Raw genomic sequence first — 15,566 nt, 5'->3', positions numbered from 1 at the left:
TTGGACTAGTAGCCCCATTAATTTGTTCTAAACTGATGGGGCTTTTCTTTGCCGGTAGCTGTGTATCATAATGCTTTTACTGCTTACTCAGATAAGTTGCATGCTTGATAGAGGCTTACCAGTTGGAATAGCCCACCAATATCTGTTTAGGTAAATTACCAAGTGTGATGATATCAAATATTTTTGTGGATGATATATGTTTGCTATCTCATCTTTATAATCAGTCATCATATCTATTATTAAAAATAGATCAACGCTTACTATTAAGCGAAAGCGATATTATTCAATCTTACAAAATTGTCATTATTAAAGAATGGGCTTGCAGGTCTAAACTGTTGTTGCTAACACTTAACCTAGCTATCATGGGGGTGCTTTTTCGGGGGCAAAGTTTAAGATTAGATAAAGTTTTCTTTTTTTAACACCGCATCATGACGTATCACTATTTATCTTTAACTAAGAAAGTTATGCTATGAAAATTGTTTCACGAATTAATAAATCAATTAAAATATTGTCTCTTACCGCGGCGCTTGGTGTAAGCTTTGCTTTACCTGCATTGGCTCTTGATGGTGATGCTTTTTTTGCCCGCGTTCAAGACGAAATGAAAAAGAATGGTCAAGTTATCGAAGCTGGAAAAATCACCGTTGATGGCACGACAGTAAAAATTAACGACGCAACAATTATTTCTAAAGACGTTCCAAATGCTAAAAAAGGTATAGCTAAAGAAATTGTTTTTGAAAATGTTGAAGAAGATAAAGATGGTGGCTATCTTGTCGGTCGTACTTTCGTTGAAGAGATGGCACAAGAAGCAACAGAAAATTCTGATATGGTTACAACCTTGCATGGCTTGGAAATAACCAAATTATTATTAAAGTCGGAAAAAAATGATGCGGCCTATGAAGGACAGCTTCCATATGGAACAATCTTACTCAAGAAAATGGTCGCCGAAGAAAAAGGTAAGCCTGTTTTAAATCTTGATGATCTTTCATTTGGATTTTCAGAATATGATCCAGAAAAATTCATTAAGTTTAGCGGTGAAATTGGTAATTTACGCGTAGACGTATCAAGTTTGCCAAATAGTGAACAAAAAGAAACGTTTACGAAAATGGGTTTCAATAATATTGAAATTCAGGGCAACTATAAATTTGATGCTAACCTTGTTGATGGTCATGTTGATGTGGCACTGCAAGGTAATATGAATGAAGCTGGTCAATTGAATATTACGATTGGCCTTGGCGGTCTTACCAAAGATCTTGCTAATGAACTTATTCGTCTTAGCAATCAAGCAAAATCAACTTCAGACAAAGATCAACAAATCGCTGCAATGTCAATCATTGGATTGCTTCAACAGCTTAGCCTTAATAGCATTGATATAAAATTTGTAGATAATTCTATTACCAATAAAATTATTGATCTACAAAAAGAACCAAATGAAAAGCGCGAAGATTTTGTTGCAAAAATTAAAATGATTATACCATTTGGCTTAGCTCAATTACAGCATCCTGATTTTGCAGAAAAAGTATCGACCGAAATTGGCAAATATTTAGATAATCCTGAAAATATCGAAATTACAGCAAAGCCTGATCATAGCACGCCTTTTGCAGTGATTACTTCTACCGCGGTGACCTCACGCAAGGATCTTATTGATCTGCTTAAACTTGATGTAAAGGCCAATCAGTAATTTGATGTGAGGCGATGCACTGCTAAGTTTTATTAAATATTTCATTATAATAAAAAAGGCGCTTTAAGCGCCTTTTTTATTGATTTTTATACAGGATCAAACAATTGCTTGTTGTTTACGCAATAAATCTGGCGGTGTTGCTTCTTGCTTAAGTCTAGCAATTGCATCAACCAAACTTAGTTCTTCTTGGTCGCGCGAGCCAAGTCGGCGCATGTTGACAGTGTTTTCTTCCGCTTCTTTTTTGCCGCAAACCAATATGACGGGTACTTTTTGTAGTGAGTGTTCACGTACCTTATAATTGATTTTTTCATTGCGTAAATCAGCTGTTGCCAATAAGCCTGCAGCTTTTAATTTGGCAGTGACGCTTTGAACATAGTCATTTGCTTCAGATGTGATTGCAGCGACAACAACTTGTTGTGGTGCAAACCAAAGTGGCATATGGCCAGCGTAGTTTTCAATCAAAATGCCAAGAAAACGTTCCATAGAGCCACAAATTGCGCGATGGATCATAACCGGCTCACGTTTTTCTGATTCATTATCGATATAGAATGCGCCAAAGCGTTCCGGCAAGTTAAAGTCAACTTGGGTAGTACCACATTGCCATTCACGGCCAATAGCGTCTTTTAGCGTATATTCAAATTTAGGGCCATAAAACGCGCCTTCACCCGGTAGGATACCAGTTTTAATGCGGCCGTTGGATTTTTCTTCAATGGTCTTTAATACGTCGCTCATGACTTGCTCAGCACGATCCCATAGCTCATCGGAACCAACGCGCTTTTCAGGTCGGGTTGAAAGCTTGACCATAATTTCATTAAAGCCAAAATCAGCATAGGTAGAAAGAATAAGGTCATTAATGCGGAGGCATTCTTCTGCCAATTGCTCATCGGTACAGAAAATATGCGCATCATCCTGTGTGAAGCCACGAACACGCATCAAGCCATGGAGCGATCCAGAAGGCTCATAGCGATGAACTGCACCAAATTCCGCCATCTTAATCGGTAAATCACGATAAGATTTTAAGCCGTGTTTAAATATTTGAACATGGCCGGGGCAGTTCATTGGTTTTAACGCATAAACGCGATTATCATCAGCTTCATCACCTGCGGGTGTTACCTTGAACATATTGTCGCGATACCAACCCCAATGGCCTGAAATCTCCCAAAGGGATTTATCAAGCACCTGCGGTGCGTTTACTTCCATATAATTGTCATCGTCAAGACGGCGGCGCATATAGCTTACCAAATTTTGGAACATTTTCCAGCCCTTGGCATGCCAAAAGACAACGCCTGGACCTTCTTCTTGAAAATGGAAGAGATCCATCTCACGCCCCAAGCGGCGATGATCGCGCTTTTCAGCTTCTTCAAGCATGGTTAAATATGCTTTTAGATCATTATCGCTAGCAAAGGCCGTACCATAAATGCGGGTTAGCATTGGATTATTGGAATCGCCACGCCAATAGGCGCCAGCAACCTTCATCAATTTGAAAGCATTGCCAATATGGCCAGTTGATGTCATGTGGGGGCCGCGGCAAAGGTCAAACCAATCACCCTGATAATAGATTTTTAAGTCCTGATCCTCAGGAATCGCATCAACCAATTCAACCTTGTAAAGTTCGCCCTTATCGGCAAATACTTGCTTTGCTTTATTGCGCGCCCAAATCTCTTTGGTGAATGGCTTATTGCGTGCAATAATCTCGCGCATCTTTTTTTCAATGACGGGAAGATCTTCACTGGTAAATGGTTGATTGCGAGCAAAATCGTAATAAAAGCCATTTTCGATAACAGGACCAATAGTAACTTGAGTGCCCGGAAAAAGCTCTTGCACAGCTTCTGCAAGAACGTGGGCGCAATCATGGCGAATGAGTTCCAGTGCCTTTGGGTCTTCGCGCGTAATCAGTTCAATATCGCCAGATTTTTGAATGGGATCGGCAAGGTCGCGCAATTCACCATCAATAGCAAAAGCAACTGCTTTTTTAGCTAATGATTTGGAAATGGATTGGGCAAGCTCAAGTCCTGTTATGGCTGAATCATATTCGCGCACAGAACCATCAGGAAATTTAAGGGAAATTGTTTGTGACATAAAAGCCTCTATATTCCAGTCCCGCGAACGGATGCGGGTGGGTTGTTAATATCTGACATTTAGATAATAATCTAATTGTACATGCTTATTTGCGTTTTAGAATAATTTTTTGAGGCTGTGAAGCCTCTTAGATTAAATTTATTATAAAATAAAATAGTGCAAGCATTCAATTGAATATTTGTCTGTCGGTTTAATCTTCGCAATTAATCAAAAATGAGTGTTTTAATGGGAAAAATCAACTTTTACACTTATCATATTTGGATAAGAAGAGTATAAAAATCAAGTTTGTTCGGTAATGAAGAATTAATCCATTCAAAATGCAATTCAACTTGATAGCTGCTCGTGAGATGGGCTAGAATGACATGATAGATCATGAAGAAACCTAATGCTAATGACAGATCAATTAACACAGACACCACAGTTTTTTTTGACTGCGCCTGGGAAATGTCCCTATTTGCGTGGAAGAACAGAGCGCAAGGTTTTTACCTATCTTGATGGCGATAGTGCAATTGAGAGAAATGATCTTTTGACATTTAATGGTTTTAGGCGTTCGCAAAATATTGCTTATCGTCCCATTTGTGATGGATGTAATGCATGTATTTCAGTGCGTATACCTGTTTGTGATTTTAAAATGTCACAATCCATGAAGCGGATTCTTAATATGAATCGTGATCTGGTTTGTGAAGTGGTGGCTCCTAAAACAACCGATGAGCAATTTTCCTTATTTCGTTCCTATCTTGATGGCCGCCATATGGATGGTGGTATGGCTAATATGAGCCGTCAAGATTTTAAGATTATGGTGGAAGAAAGTCCTATCAATACACGGCTATTTGAATATCGTTTAAAACAAAATGATAAGGAAAATTCTCATTTAATTGCGGTCGCCTTAACTGATGTCTTAGGTGATGGCTTTTCAATGGTTTATTCTTTTTATGACACTAGGCAGACTAAACGCTCATTGGGCACAATGATGATTTTAGACCATATTAAGCGGGCAGAAAAATTGATGCTTCCTTATATTTATCTTGGATATTGGGTTAAGGGTTCCAATAAAATGGATTATAAGCAAAAATTTAAGCCGCTTGAATATCTTTTGCGCGATAAATGGGAAGAAGTTACTGATTAGTGATCATTCTTGGTGTTTTGCGTCATAATATATTTAGCGGTGCAACGAGCAATAATTGGACCGGTGATGGTAACAATGATAAAACGCACAGTTTGGTAAGCCATGACAAAGGGTAAATTGACTGTTGTACTTGCAGCAATGATTGAGACTGAATCCGCACCACCAGGACTGGTTGCTAAATAGCTAGTTAAAAGATCAACATTGGTAAAATAGCTTAAACAAAGTGCAAAACCACCACAAAGCATAATTAATGCTAATATTGATATGAATAATACTGGTATTGCATGTAAAGCATGCAATAGTATTTTACGGGTAAACCTTAGGCCTACAGTCCAACCAATAATGATATAACTTATGGCTAGCAGCCAAGGGGGGAGCTCAAGGGTCACCAATCCAAAATCTTGTAGTATAACAGCTATAAGAAATGGCAGCAGCATCCCCCCAGCAGGAATTTTTAAATATTTTGCACCTATTGCCCCGCCAAACGCAATTATCAAAGTAATTGCAAATGCGTTCCATGAAACTGCAGGAAAAAAAATAATGTCAAAAGTGGTATTGGAACTAGGTGAAAAAAATCTTGCAAGAATAGAGCCTAGTGCTGCGACCATAACAACACGCATATATTGCATAACCGCAACAAGACGTTCATCTGCGCCATAGGCTTCTGCCATAACCACCATGGCCGATGCTCCACCTGGAGCAGAACCCCAAATGGCGGTGGTGCCAGGTAATATTTGTTTTTTTGCTAAAAATATACCAATAAGAGTTGATGCAAAAATTACCGAGAAAACGCCGCCTAGAAATAAAGGCAGGTCATGCCAAACCTCTAAAACTATTTCGGGCTTTATAGCGCGTGCAATCATACAACCGACAACACCTTGTGCCAGAGCAAAGAAAAATTTGGGTATTTTGGTTTCAATGTTGCTGATTGCAAGAATAATGGCGCATATCATTGGTCCTAATAATAAGGCCGCAGGTATCTGAATGAGTTCAAGGGCAATGATGAAAATTGCCGTAACAACCAGCAATAATAGCCACTTTAATGGTTGTGGGAGATTAACAAGATTAGGCAATTTAAGTTTTTTCCATAATGTTGTTATCTTTTTACACTTTTTCTGCGGTTATGTGGCATTAATTAACCTTATTGGCAGATAAAAGCATTATCTTTGCACTGTTAATTGATGTACTAGAGCTATTTAATTTAACCCATCCATTTTATTCATGAGTTTAGTACTATGCGTTGTTAGGCTTATTATTCAATATAATTGTCTAGTTTAGTCAATATCACCACTGCCATGAACATAATTTTGTGGTGATGCAACAATTTCAACTTCACTATCTTTACCAGACTGGACTGAAAATTCCTTTTGAAATATCTGATCTTTATTTTTGGCAATTGCAACATAATCACCTTCAGATAAGACAATATATACATATGCATTTGCGGCTTCACGAACGATATCGCCTGAGTCATTTTGGATAACCCAGCTAGTGTCGGCTAATGCCTCTCCGCCAGGCTCCCTCACTAATTTAAGTGTTATTTGTGCTGCATAATGCTCAAGGTTTACTTCGGTTAATTTGCCTGCTTCAACTGTCGCATTTGTTCGGGTGACTGCATTGGCATTTCCGTAGCTCGAAACAATGTGGTATTGCCCTGCATTCAAACGAATAATCGAATTTACCTTTACATTGGGAATTATTAGCGATTGCTCATTGTTTTCATTGTCACCCACATAAATGGAAAACTTTATACGGCTTTCATTTAGCTTGCCGTTAGGAATTGTCGCTTTAAGCTCTATGCCGCCCGCATTTAATACTAAATTTTCATGATATGTTTTATTGTCTTCAACGAGAATTTTTTTAGTAATGCCGGCGCGTCCAAATGCTGCGTGAATAAGATATTCGCCAGCAGGCAAGTTAAAGGTAACATTGCCACCCTCTTTCGCTGCAATAAGTGGCAGAGTATTATTGCTTCCTGCAATTGGTGAAAAAACGCGCCAAACAATGCCTTTAGTAATTGGTTGTGTTTTTTCAGTAAGTCTTGCTTCAAGGTTAATGGTACTTGAGCCTAATAATGGATTAATAGAATAATCCATCGTGCCGGATGGGCTTGCTTCGCCATTATTATGATTTGGCGCGCTTATTGCTGGTAAATCGTCAATGCCATCGCTACCACCGCTGATTGTTTGGCTATAAGCTAAGGGCGCCCAAAAGGTGATAAGGCTTAAAATGAATAAGAAACGACAAGTAAAATACAAATTTATCACCTTAATATTAAATTTTAATATTTTCGCATAATATGTTGATATATTAAGAAATTTTCTTAAATATTGCAGGGTTTTAAAAAGTGGCTACAAATTTTTGCTCATACTGAATTTTTTTATAATAAAGATAATGCATTTCATAAATATTCTAATGTCTAAAATCTTCAAAACTTATAGAATGATTATTTCACAACCCAAATTATATGCATTAATTTTAAATTAAATTGAAAAACTTGTACCACAACCGCAAGATGAAACAGCATTGGGATTATTGATTTGGAAGGATTGCCCCATCAAATCATCAACAAAGTCGATTTCAGATCCTTCGATAAAAGGTAGTGAAATGGAATCGATTAAAATCTGTGCACCGTTCTTCTCAATAACAAAATCGTCTTCATTTTGAGCGTCGACAAGTTCATATTTATATGAAAAACCAGAACAGCCACCACCTTCAACTGAAATGCGCAGGGCTTTCTTATCGGGTTCCTTGGCAAGAATTATATTTATCCGCTTGGCAGCAGAATCTGATACTGCGACACTCATTTTTTATTCCTCATGCTAAACAACTTAAGCGCATTTACTTTAAATTGAATCGGTAATGTGCCTAATGCTTTGTTTTTTTGCATTTTTGTTAATAAAATACTTCATACTTATCCGAAAATGCACTAGCTTATAACCAAGCAGGTCGAATTCTGCCTTAAATCTAAGGCGAGATTAGGGAAAGTGCAATGGGATTAACGAAAAAAGACGAAATTAACAGCATAGGTTATGGCTATGAGCCTCGCGCCGCTTTTGCCACTTTGCCAGCTTTAAGCCGTGGACGGTTAATCGAAGAAAATGAAAGTCCAACTAGAACACCTTTCCAAAGAGATAGAGATAGGATAATTCATTCCAATGCATTTCGGCGATTAAAGCATAAAACGCAAGTTTTTGTTGCTGCCGAAGATGACCATTACCGAACACGGCTAACTCACAGTATTGAAGTGTCACAAATTGCGCGCGCCCTTGCTCGTGCCTTGCGTCTTGACGAGGAGTTAGCAGAAGCTATTGCACTTGCCCATGATTTTGGCCATACGCCTTTTGGGCATGCCGGAGAAGATGCATTGAATGAAGTTATGGAACCTTATGGCGGTTTTGACCATAATGCACAGGCTTTGCATATTGTAACGGCTCTTGAACACCGCTATGCTGGTTTTAATGGATTAAATCTTACTTGGGAAACGCTTGAGGGATTAGTCAAACATAATGGTCCATTGCTTGGCCAATATGCAGATAAGAAAAAGATTTCTCCTATTATTCAAAATTTTAATAATATTTTTAATTTGCATTTGGACCAATTTGCCGGCCCAGAAGCGCAATGTGCGGCAATTGCAGACGATATTGCCTACAATGCTCATGATATAGATGATGGCTTGCGCGCGGGCTTAATTACTATTGATCAACTTAGAAGTATTGGTTTGACCGCTCGCTTGATCAATGAAGTTGAAACAGTCATTGAGAATGCAGAAGATGGTTTTAAAAAAACTGCGTTTGTCAGTGGTGAAGTAGCTTATGAGCGTGTTGCATATGAAATTGTTCGTCGTCAAATAACCGTTATGGTTGAAGATGTGATTGACGAATCTATCAAGCGTTTAAATGCGATTAGACCAACAAGTGTTGAAGACATCTACTGTGCAAGCCATGCGGTCGTCAGTTTTTCCGAAGGAATGAGACGGGAAGAAAAGGAATTGAAAAAATTTCTATTTGATAATCTTTATTATCATGAAAAGGTTTTAGTGCGGCGGCGTGAAGGTGAAATGATGGTCAAAGCATTGTTTGGTGCTTATATGGACGATTTTAAAATTTTGCCGAATGATTGGCAATTGCAGGCAGAAAGTCATAGGGATTGCGTTCGTGCGATGGTCATTTCTGATTTTTTGTCAGGTATGACTGATCAATATGCGATAAAAGAATATAAACGCCTGTTTGACCAGAGGTAAAATTTCATTTAAACAGTGCGAAAAGTTGGTTGGCGATGAATCCTATCGAGGCTCGTCTTGTAGACAGTGGAATTTAGTGAATGAATATTTTTACCGTATTTGAGAAGCGCGTTAAAGAAATATTGGAAAAGTCTGGGCTTAAATCGCAAGATGATGGGAGTTTAGATTTTGCGCGTGTCGCTGTGGAGGCCCCGCGTGACCCGTCCCATGGAGATCTTTCTACAAATGCGGCTATGGTTCTCGCCAAAGCGGTTGGCGTAAATCCTCGCGAATTAGCTGCACGTTTGGTGCCATTGATTGAGCAAAGCGATGATGTTGCAAGCGTAAATGTGGCTGGTCCAGGTTTTATTAATATTCGCTTGACGGATGATTTTTGGCGCAACCTATTGGCGCAAATCAATGTTGAGGGCAAATTATTTGGTCATTCTACCATGGGGCTTGGTAAAAAGGTCAATATTGAATATGTGTCAGCTAATCCAACCGGTCCGCTCCATGTTGGGCATTGCCGCGGCGCGGTTGTTGGCGATGCGCTCGCTAATTTGTTGACCTTCGCAGGGTTTGAGGTTGTTAAAGAATATTACATTAATGATGCTGGTGGACAAATTAATGTTCTGGCAGATTCTGTGATTTGGCGCTATAAAGAGGCCTTGGGTCTTGTTTCTCTACCGGTTCCTGAGGGGCTCTATCCAGGTGATTACCTTGTGCCTGTTGCAAAGGAACTCGTTGCAGAGTTTGGTGATAGTTTGCTCAAGAGTGATGATGAACAACGTTTGGCTTTGGTGAAAGAGCGTGTCATTAATGCTATGATGCAGCTTATACGTGATGATCTTGCCGCAATTAATATTCATCACGATGTATTTTTCTCAGAGCGCACTTTGCACGCTGATGATGAAAAAGCTATTCGTTCGACCATTAATGACCTGACAATGCGTGGTTTTGTTTATAAAGGTAAATTACCACCGCCAAAAGGTATGCCTAGTGAAGATTGGGAAGATCGTGAGCAGATTTTGTTGCGCTCAACCGATGTGGGGGATGATATTGATCGTCCATTAATGAAGTCTGATGGTACATACACCTATTTTGCTGCCGATGTTGCTTATTTTAAAGATAAGTTTGAGCGCGGCTTTAACGAAATGGTTTATGTTCTGGGAGCAGATCACGGTGGATACATCAAGCGTTTGGAGGCTGTGGCAAAAGCTGTTGCAGGCGATCAAGCTCATTTAACCGTGCTTATTTGCCAATTGGTAAAGCTTTATCGAAATGGTGTTCCTTTTACTATGGGTAAAAGAACTGGTAACTTTGTGACCTTACGCGATTTAATCGATGAGGTTGGACCTGATCCTGTACGCTTTATGATGCTTTATCGTAAGCCTGATGCACCGCTCGATTTTGATTTTGATAAGGTGACTGAGCAATCTAAAGATAATCCGGTGTTTTATGTGCAATATGCCAGTGCACGATGCCATTCTATTTTGAGGCAAGCCTATGATGTTCATGGCTTTGATAAAATAGATAATAGTGTTACTGCTTCGCATCTTCATCGCCTTGTTGATGAAAGTGAAATGGTACTTATTCGTAAATTGGCAGAATATCCACGTGTTGTCGAGCAGGGTGCATTACATCAAGAGCCCCACCGCGTGGCGTTCTATCTTTATGATCTTGCAAGTTCATTTCATGCGCATTGGAATAAGGGAAATGACGCCCATGGACTTAGGTTTGTGCAAGCTGATGACGAGGAAGTCACCCTTGCTCGTCTTGGTTTGGTGTGTGCAGTGCGCGATGTTATCGCTTCTGGTTTGAGCATTATTGGTTCTGAAGCCCTAACACAATTACGATAAGTTAAGAAATTTGTTCGATAATCATATAAAGTGGGGAATTGATAGATGCAAATGCTCCACTTATTTGTTATAAATAATATGTTGTCTAATTTTAGCGACTTGGGGTTGAAATCGGGGAAATTCATTTTCTAGGCTAGTTTGCTTTAAAAAGACACCTTATGTATATTTCATAAAGTCAATAATTAGGTTATTGAAATTTAGAATCTTTTCTTTAGATTGCCTTCAAATATTTTAAAAATTAGGCAATATTGGTTTTGCCTGATGAATTAGGATGCAAAATGACCGACTTTGAGCGTAAACCTGGTGATAAAAAGAATAATAACTCCAATGGGTCTGATCCCATGATGGAGTTGACACGTTTGTTCGGTCGGAATAATTCGCCGTCTGCTAATCAGGTTAAATCCCATTCATCGCCAGTGTCGGGTCAACAAGATCAACAATATGATGCTGGACAAGAAGCAGGTCTTAATCCCTATGGTATAAATGCTTACTCCTCCATGGCGTATAATCAACCTATTGAAGATGGCTATGCAGAAAATGTAGACGCAGTTTATCCAGGTCAAGAAGACGCCTATTGGTCTAATGAAGATACTGTTTATGATGATGGATATCCGCAAAAAGATTATGTTTCTGAGGGTGGCAGCACTGTAGATAATAACTATTATGCAAATGATCCTAATGCTTATCAGTCGCAATCAGATGAATTATATGAAGAGTTAAATTATCAGGACAATAATGCACCCAATTATCAGTGGTCTGAAGATGATCAAATGGCTTCTTCTAATGCACAAGTTTATGGTTATGATGCGTCTGGTCAATTAGATAATCAACAAGGTCAGCCCCTTTATGAAGAGGATGTATATGCATCGCAAAGGCAGCCTGTAGTTGGCAATGAACAATATTATGATGCTCCTTTTGCTCAAAGTGATGATGTAGCTGTTGCGAATGCTATAAATGATGAATTTTCTGCTAATGAGACACAATATTGGACTGATATTTCGGCAGATGTAACTGCAGAGAGCCAAGGGCAGCCGTGGACACCATCAGTGGATGAAACTGCGAAATTTGATAATGAGTTTGGAGTAGAGGCCAATAGTGGCGTTTATGAAAACAATTCAAATCCACATTTAGCGAGTGATGATGCGGCACTTAGGTCAAATGACTCGTCTTATGATGCCGGTCCTCAGTTTTTTGATAATTTTTCCAATGGTCAAAATAATGTTTCGCGGCCTATTGATCATGACGTGGAACTTGGTTTTCCAGCTAATGAAAATGATGTTTTTGAGAGCGATTACCTTGAGCAAGGTCGGCCATTAGGAGCAATTATCGCGCCAATGCGCATGGCAACTCAACAGCAGTCATTCCTCGGGTATGGTCAAGCGGTAGCTGTTTTGCCTTCGAAAAATGTTGCGAAGGATTCAACGGTACAAGCAAGTAAAGCAAATAAAAAATCGGGTTTTGCTTTAGGTCGGGCTAACCCTGTTGAAGCCAATAAATCTGCAGGTAACGTTAAAGAGCGCAGTAATAGCGCGCCGATTGGTCGGGGTATTAATCCTTTTACATCCGCCAAAGTGCCGCCCAATGTTAATCAAAATGCAACGACTTCAAGTAATGATGGTGATTTTGAAGACGCGCTTAACGATTTTAATCTTACTATTAAAGGTGATGGTAAAAAACGATATAAGCGTGATCCAAATTTAAAAACCGTTCGCCCAGATCAAAACGCTGTTCCTGAAACGCAAAATTTTGATTTGCCCACTGTTAATTATGGTGGCGTTGATCGGTTGGATAAAGTTCAAAATCCATTGGATCATGAATTTTCTGATGTTTTAGCGCCTGGTCTTCACGATGCTGGTCTTTCATCTTATAACGATGTCAATTATGGATCTTCGGAAAATAATGGTTTAAGGGGTACTCAGTTCGCTGATGTTTCTTTGACGCAATCGGGGGCTTTACCTCTTGACGATGCTGCAGGTGATGCGAGCAAATATGATTGGGCAGCCTCAGATAGCAGTGTGAGAAATGCCGACCAAAAGGCAGGCAGCGGTAAAAAAATACTATTTTTATTAGCTTTTTTAGCGCTCATTTTTGCAGGTGTTGGCGTTTATTATGTTTTCTTTAGCGGTAACGATGCTCCAACTAAGCCTGTTGTTATACAGCGCGATGAGGGGGCTGTCAGGGCAGCTCCCGAAGTCGATTCGAATGCGTCCGATACCAATCAGGATCAAAATGTCTATAATCGTGTAGAAAACGGAGTTGGAGCTCAAGCACGACAGTCTGAATTGGTTGATAAAAGTGAGGCTCCTGTTGATCTAGATAAGGTTGACGAGCAGGCTCCTCGTGCTAATGAGACAAGTCTTGAACCAAATTCAGTTGAGGCGCGTGTATTGCAGGCTGCTGAAAATAGTTTGTCAATTCACGAAGTGCCAACCGTTACTATTCGCGATAGCAATAGCGTCAGTGGGGATGATATAAATGCTATTATTGCCAATGAGCAAGATGATGTGGTGACACCGGGTCAATCATTTAGAGAGCATTTGCAAACCCAAAATGATGGGCAACAGGCGATGCCGAATGAAGATCTATTGGCCAGCAGCTCCGGTATAGGTAGTGATAATGCGATCCATAGTGGTACGGAGGCTGATAATATGGCGTCGGTATTAGATGGTAATAATGATCAGCAATCTGTTAATCAAGATGATGATACGGCGTCATTGTCAGATGTTCAAACTTCAGGAAATGGCGATGGGCAAGGGGACGTGCACAGTAATGATGCGGGTCTTGCATCATTATCGAATAATAATGGAGTTTCGGCAAATCAATTAGGGGTATCGCCTACTACGGCTGATAGTGTTTCAGCGGCAAATGATGCAGCAACACCTTCAGTACAATCTTCCAACGCTGCCACCTCTACTGAGCAGCGCCAATCTACGCAGGGCGGTTCAAATCTTCCTGCAGGTACTTTTTATGTGCAGATCGCTTCACAGCCTAGTCGTGAAGCTGCCCAGCAATCACTTATTGATATAAAAAGGCAAGCGCAGGTTAACTCTGCCATAGGTAATCGTCAGGTCGTTATCGTTGCCGCTGATATACCTGGGCGCGGTACTTATTATCGCGTTCGTATTGCAGCTACCAATCAGGCTGCAGCTAATCAGCTTTGCGAACAATTGAAAGGGCTTCAAGTAACCTGTTTTGTTGGGAAATAATTGAAGCATTAATTTTCTTCAGTTTGATCAATGGCTTCAGGGTAAAGGTTTTTGTTTGTTATTTCTTTCTAAGTGAGTTGGCTTTTAGTGCTTTAGCTTATTAGCTTGGAATTTTCATTGTGGTTAGTCGTATTTTCGCGGTGAAAAGTGTTGGTTTATTGCTTGAAGGTGATTTTTGGAACTCCTAGATTTATTTTTTTCATTTGTAACTATTATCATTCGTCTTTTTGGCGTAGTTGCTGTTTTTGTTGTTATTATTTTTATACATGAGATGGGCCATTATCTTGTGGGGCGTTGGTGTGGTATTGGTGCATCAGCATTTTCCATTGGTTTTGGTCCCGAATTATGGGGCTTTAATGATAAGCGTGGTACGCGTTGGCGTATTGCAGCAATTCCATTGGGTGGTTATGTCAAGTTTATAGGTGATGAAGATGCTGCAAGTATGCCTTCTAAAGCATCTGCAATGCAGCGCTCTGATTCTTTTGCCGCCGCCACGGCATGGCGGCGAGCCGCAACAGTTTTTGCCGGTCCGTTATTTAATGGAATTCTAACAGTTGTTTTGTTGGCTATTCTTTTCTTTTTCTATGGACGACCCATTTTGGCTCCTATAGTTACTGATGTTTTACCTGATATGCCTGCATCCGCTGCCGGATTTAAGCCAGGCGATAAAATCGTTACGGTGCAGGGTGAAAAAATCACCAGTTTTGACGAAGTATCGCGTTATGTTATGATGCATGAGGGTGATACTATTGCTTTTGTTGTTGAACGGGGTGGTGAAACATTAAATTTAAATGTTGTACCAAAAGAAGTTCCTATTGATGATGGAACAGGCGCGAAAATCAGAGTTGGTCAAATTGGCGTTTCAAGTAAAGTAACTCCAGAGACTCTTAGTCATATTCGTTATGGATTTTTTCAATCAATTGGTGAAGGCTTCAAAGAGAGCAGCTATATTGTCGTGCAAACAGGAAAATTTTTGGGTCGCTTAATTGAGGGTAGGGCGGATCGCTGCCAATTGAGTGGACCAGTGAAAAGTATCCAAATTACATGGAAGGTGACGGAATCTGGATTTGTCCAATTAGTAAGATTGATTGCCTTTTTCTCTTTAAGTATCGGTCTTTTTAATCTTTTACCCATTCCTCCCCTCGATGGTGGGCATTTACTTTTTTATATAATTGAAGGAGTAATTGGTAAGCCTGTGAAGCCAGCTGTTCAAGAGGTAGTTTTTAAGGCCGGTTTGATGGTAGTGCTTGCTTTTATCTTCTTTGCTGTGATTAATAATATGATTCCATGTTAAGATGCTGGTAGTTTGCAAAAGTGCTGAAATCGCCAGTTGAGGTGTAGAGTGTATTTTAATGTTAGATTCAAAATAGCTGTTTATTGTATTGATAAACCACAA

10 protein-coding genes are annotated in these 15,566 nt (G+C 39.7%); 6 read left to right on the top strand and 4 right to left on the bottom strand.

Translation table 11 applies throughout. The features are described 5' to 3' along the window. Positions 1-469 precede the first annotated feature (469 nt). Positions 470-1,678: an aq_1923 C-terminal domain gene (locus N6B01_RS06600; RefSeq protein ID WP_262080490.1), complete on the top strand. Its 1,209-nt coding sequence runs from the start codon at positions 470-472 to the stop codon at positions 1,676-1,678. A gap of 96 nt (positions 1,679-1,774) precedes the next feature. Here N6B01_RS06600 and thrS read toward each other — a convergent pair whose 3' ends face one another. Continuing rightward, entirely contained in the window at positions 1,775-3,757 is a 1,983-nt protein-coding gene (gene thrS, locus N6B01_RS06595; RefSeq protein ID WP_182419477.1) for a threonine--tRNA ligase, read from the bottom strand. Positions 3,758-4,148: 391 nt separating this feature from the next. Here thrS and N6B01_RS06590 point away from each other — a divergent pair, with 391 nt between their 5' ends. Next, positions 4,149-4,883 (top strand): arginyltransferase, encoded by a 735-nt coding sequence (locus N6B01_RS06590; RefSeq protein WP_262080489.1) that lies wholly within the window; start codon positions 4,149-4,151, stop codon positions 4,881-4,883. Here the strand turns inward: N6B01_RS06590 and N6B01_RS06585 are convergent. The 3 genes from N6B01_RS06585 to erpA form a co-directional block, all read right to left on the bottom strand. Then, positions 4,880-5,956, bottom strand: a complete 1,077-nt coding sequence (locus N6B01_RS06585; protein WP_262080488.1) for an AbrB family protein — start codon at positions 5,954-5,956, stop codon at positions 4,880-4,882. The genes N6B01_RS06590 and N6B01_RS06585 overlap by 4 nt on opposite strands. A gap of 201 nt (positions 5,957-6,157) precedes the next feature. Beyond that, a complete protein-coding gene (locus N6B01_RS06580; RefSeq protein WP_182419475.1) occupies positions 6,158-7,141 on the bottom strand; it encodes an RgsD C-terminal domain-containing protein in 984 nt (327 codons plus the stop codon). A 225-nt stretch (positions 7,142-7,366) separates the two neighbouring features. After that, positions 7,367-7,690 (bottom strand): iron-sulfur cluster insertion protein ErpA, encoded by a 324-nt coding sequence (gene erpA, locus N6B01_RS06575; protein ID WP_182419474.1) that lies wholly within the window; start codon positions 7,688-7,690, stop codon positions 7,367-7,369. 185 nt (positions 7,691-7,875) lie between these two features. Here erpA and N6B01_RS06570 point away from each other — a divergent pair, with 185 nt between their 5' ends. The 4 genes from N6B01_RS06570 (at position 7,876) to rseP (ending at position 15,464) form a co-directional block, all read left to right on the top strand. Continuing rightward, the gene (locus tag N6B01_RS06570) at positions 7,876-9,126 is read left to right on the top strand and encodes a deoxyguanosinetriphosphate triphosphohydrolase (RefSeq protein WP_262080487.1); all 1,251 of its coding nucleotides are present in this window, start codon (positions 7,876-7,878) and stop codon (positions 9,124-9,126) included. Between the two features lie 80 nt (positions 9,127-9,206). Further along, a complete protein-coding gene (gene argS, locus N6B01_RS06565) occupies positions 9,207-10,964 on the top strand; it encodes an arginine--tRNA ligase (protein WP_262080486.1) in 1,758 nt (585 codons plus the stop codon). A 278-nt stretch (positions 10,965-11,242) separates the two neighbouring features. Next, positions 11,243-14,170, top strand: a complete 2,928-nt coding sequence (locus N6B01_RS06560) for an SPOR domain-containing protein (protein WP_262080485.1) — start codon at positions 11,243-11,245, stop codon at positions 14,168-14,170. A gap of 175 nt (positions 14,171-14,345) precedes the next feature. Then, positions 14,346-15,464: an RIP metalloprotease RseP gene (gene rseP / locus N6B01_RS06555; RefSeq protein ID WP_182419470.1), complete on the top strand. Its 1,119-nt coding sequence runs from the start codon at positions 14,346-14,348 to the stop codon at positions 15,462-15,464. Positions 15,465-15,566: the final 102 nt, after the last annotated feature.

Origin of the sequence: Bartonella sp. HY406 (genome assembly GCF_025449315.1) — a bacterium.
Taxonomy (GTDB): Bacteria; Pseudomonadota; Alphaproteobacteria; order Rhizobiales; family Rhizobiaceae; genus HY038.
Note: the sequence above shows the minus strand (reverse complement) of the source record. Positions and strands in the feature narration are given on the sequence as shown.

What these genes read in the sequence shown, in the direction of transcription:
- N6B01_RS06600 (WP_262080490.1), top strand. Translation starts at nt 470, where the DNA reads ATGAAAATTGTTTCACGAATTAATAAATCAATTAAAATATTGTCTCTT.
- thrS (WP_182419477.1), bottom strand. Translation starts at nt 3,757, where the DNA reads ATGTCACAAACAATTTCCCTTAAATTTCCTGATGGTTCTGTGCGCGAA.
- N6B01_RS06590 (WP_262080489.1), top strand. Translation starts at nt 4,149, where the DNA reads ATGACAGATCAATTAACACAGACACCACAGTTTTTTTTGACTGCGCCT.
- erpA (WP_182419474.1), bottom strand. Translation starts at nt 7,690, where the DNA reads ATGAGTGTCGCAGTATCAGATTCTGCTGCCAAGCGGATAAATATAATT.
- N6B01_RS06570 (WP_262080487.1), top strand. Translation starts at nt 7,876, where the DNA reads ATGGGATTAACGAAAAAAGACGAAATTAACAGCATAGGTTATGGCTAT.
- argS (WP_262080486.1), top strand. Translation starts at nt 9,207, where the DNA reads ATGAATATTTTTACCGTATTTGAGAAGCGCGTTAAAGAAATATTGGAA.
- N6B01_RS06560 (WP_262080485.1), top strand. Translation starts at nt 11,243, where the DNA reads ATGACCGACTTTGAGCGTAAACCTGGTGATAAAAAGAATAATAACTCC.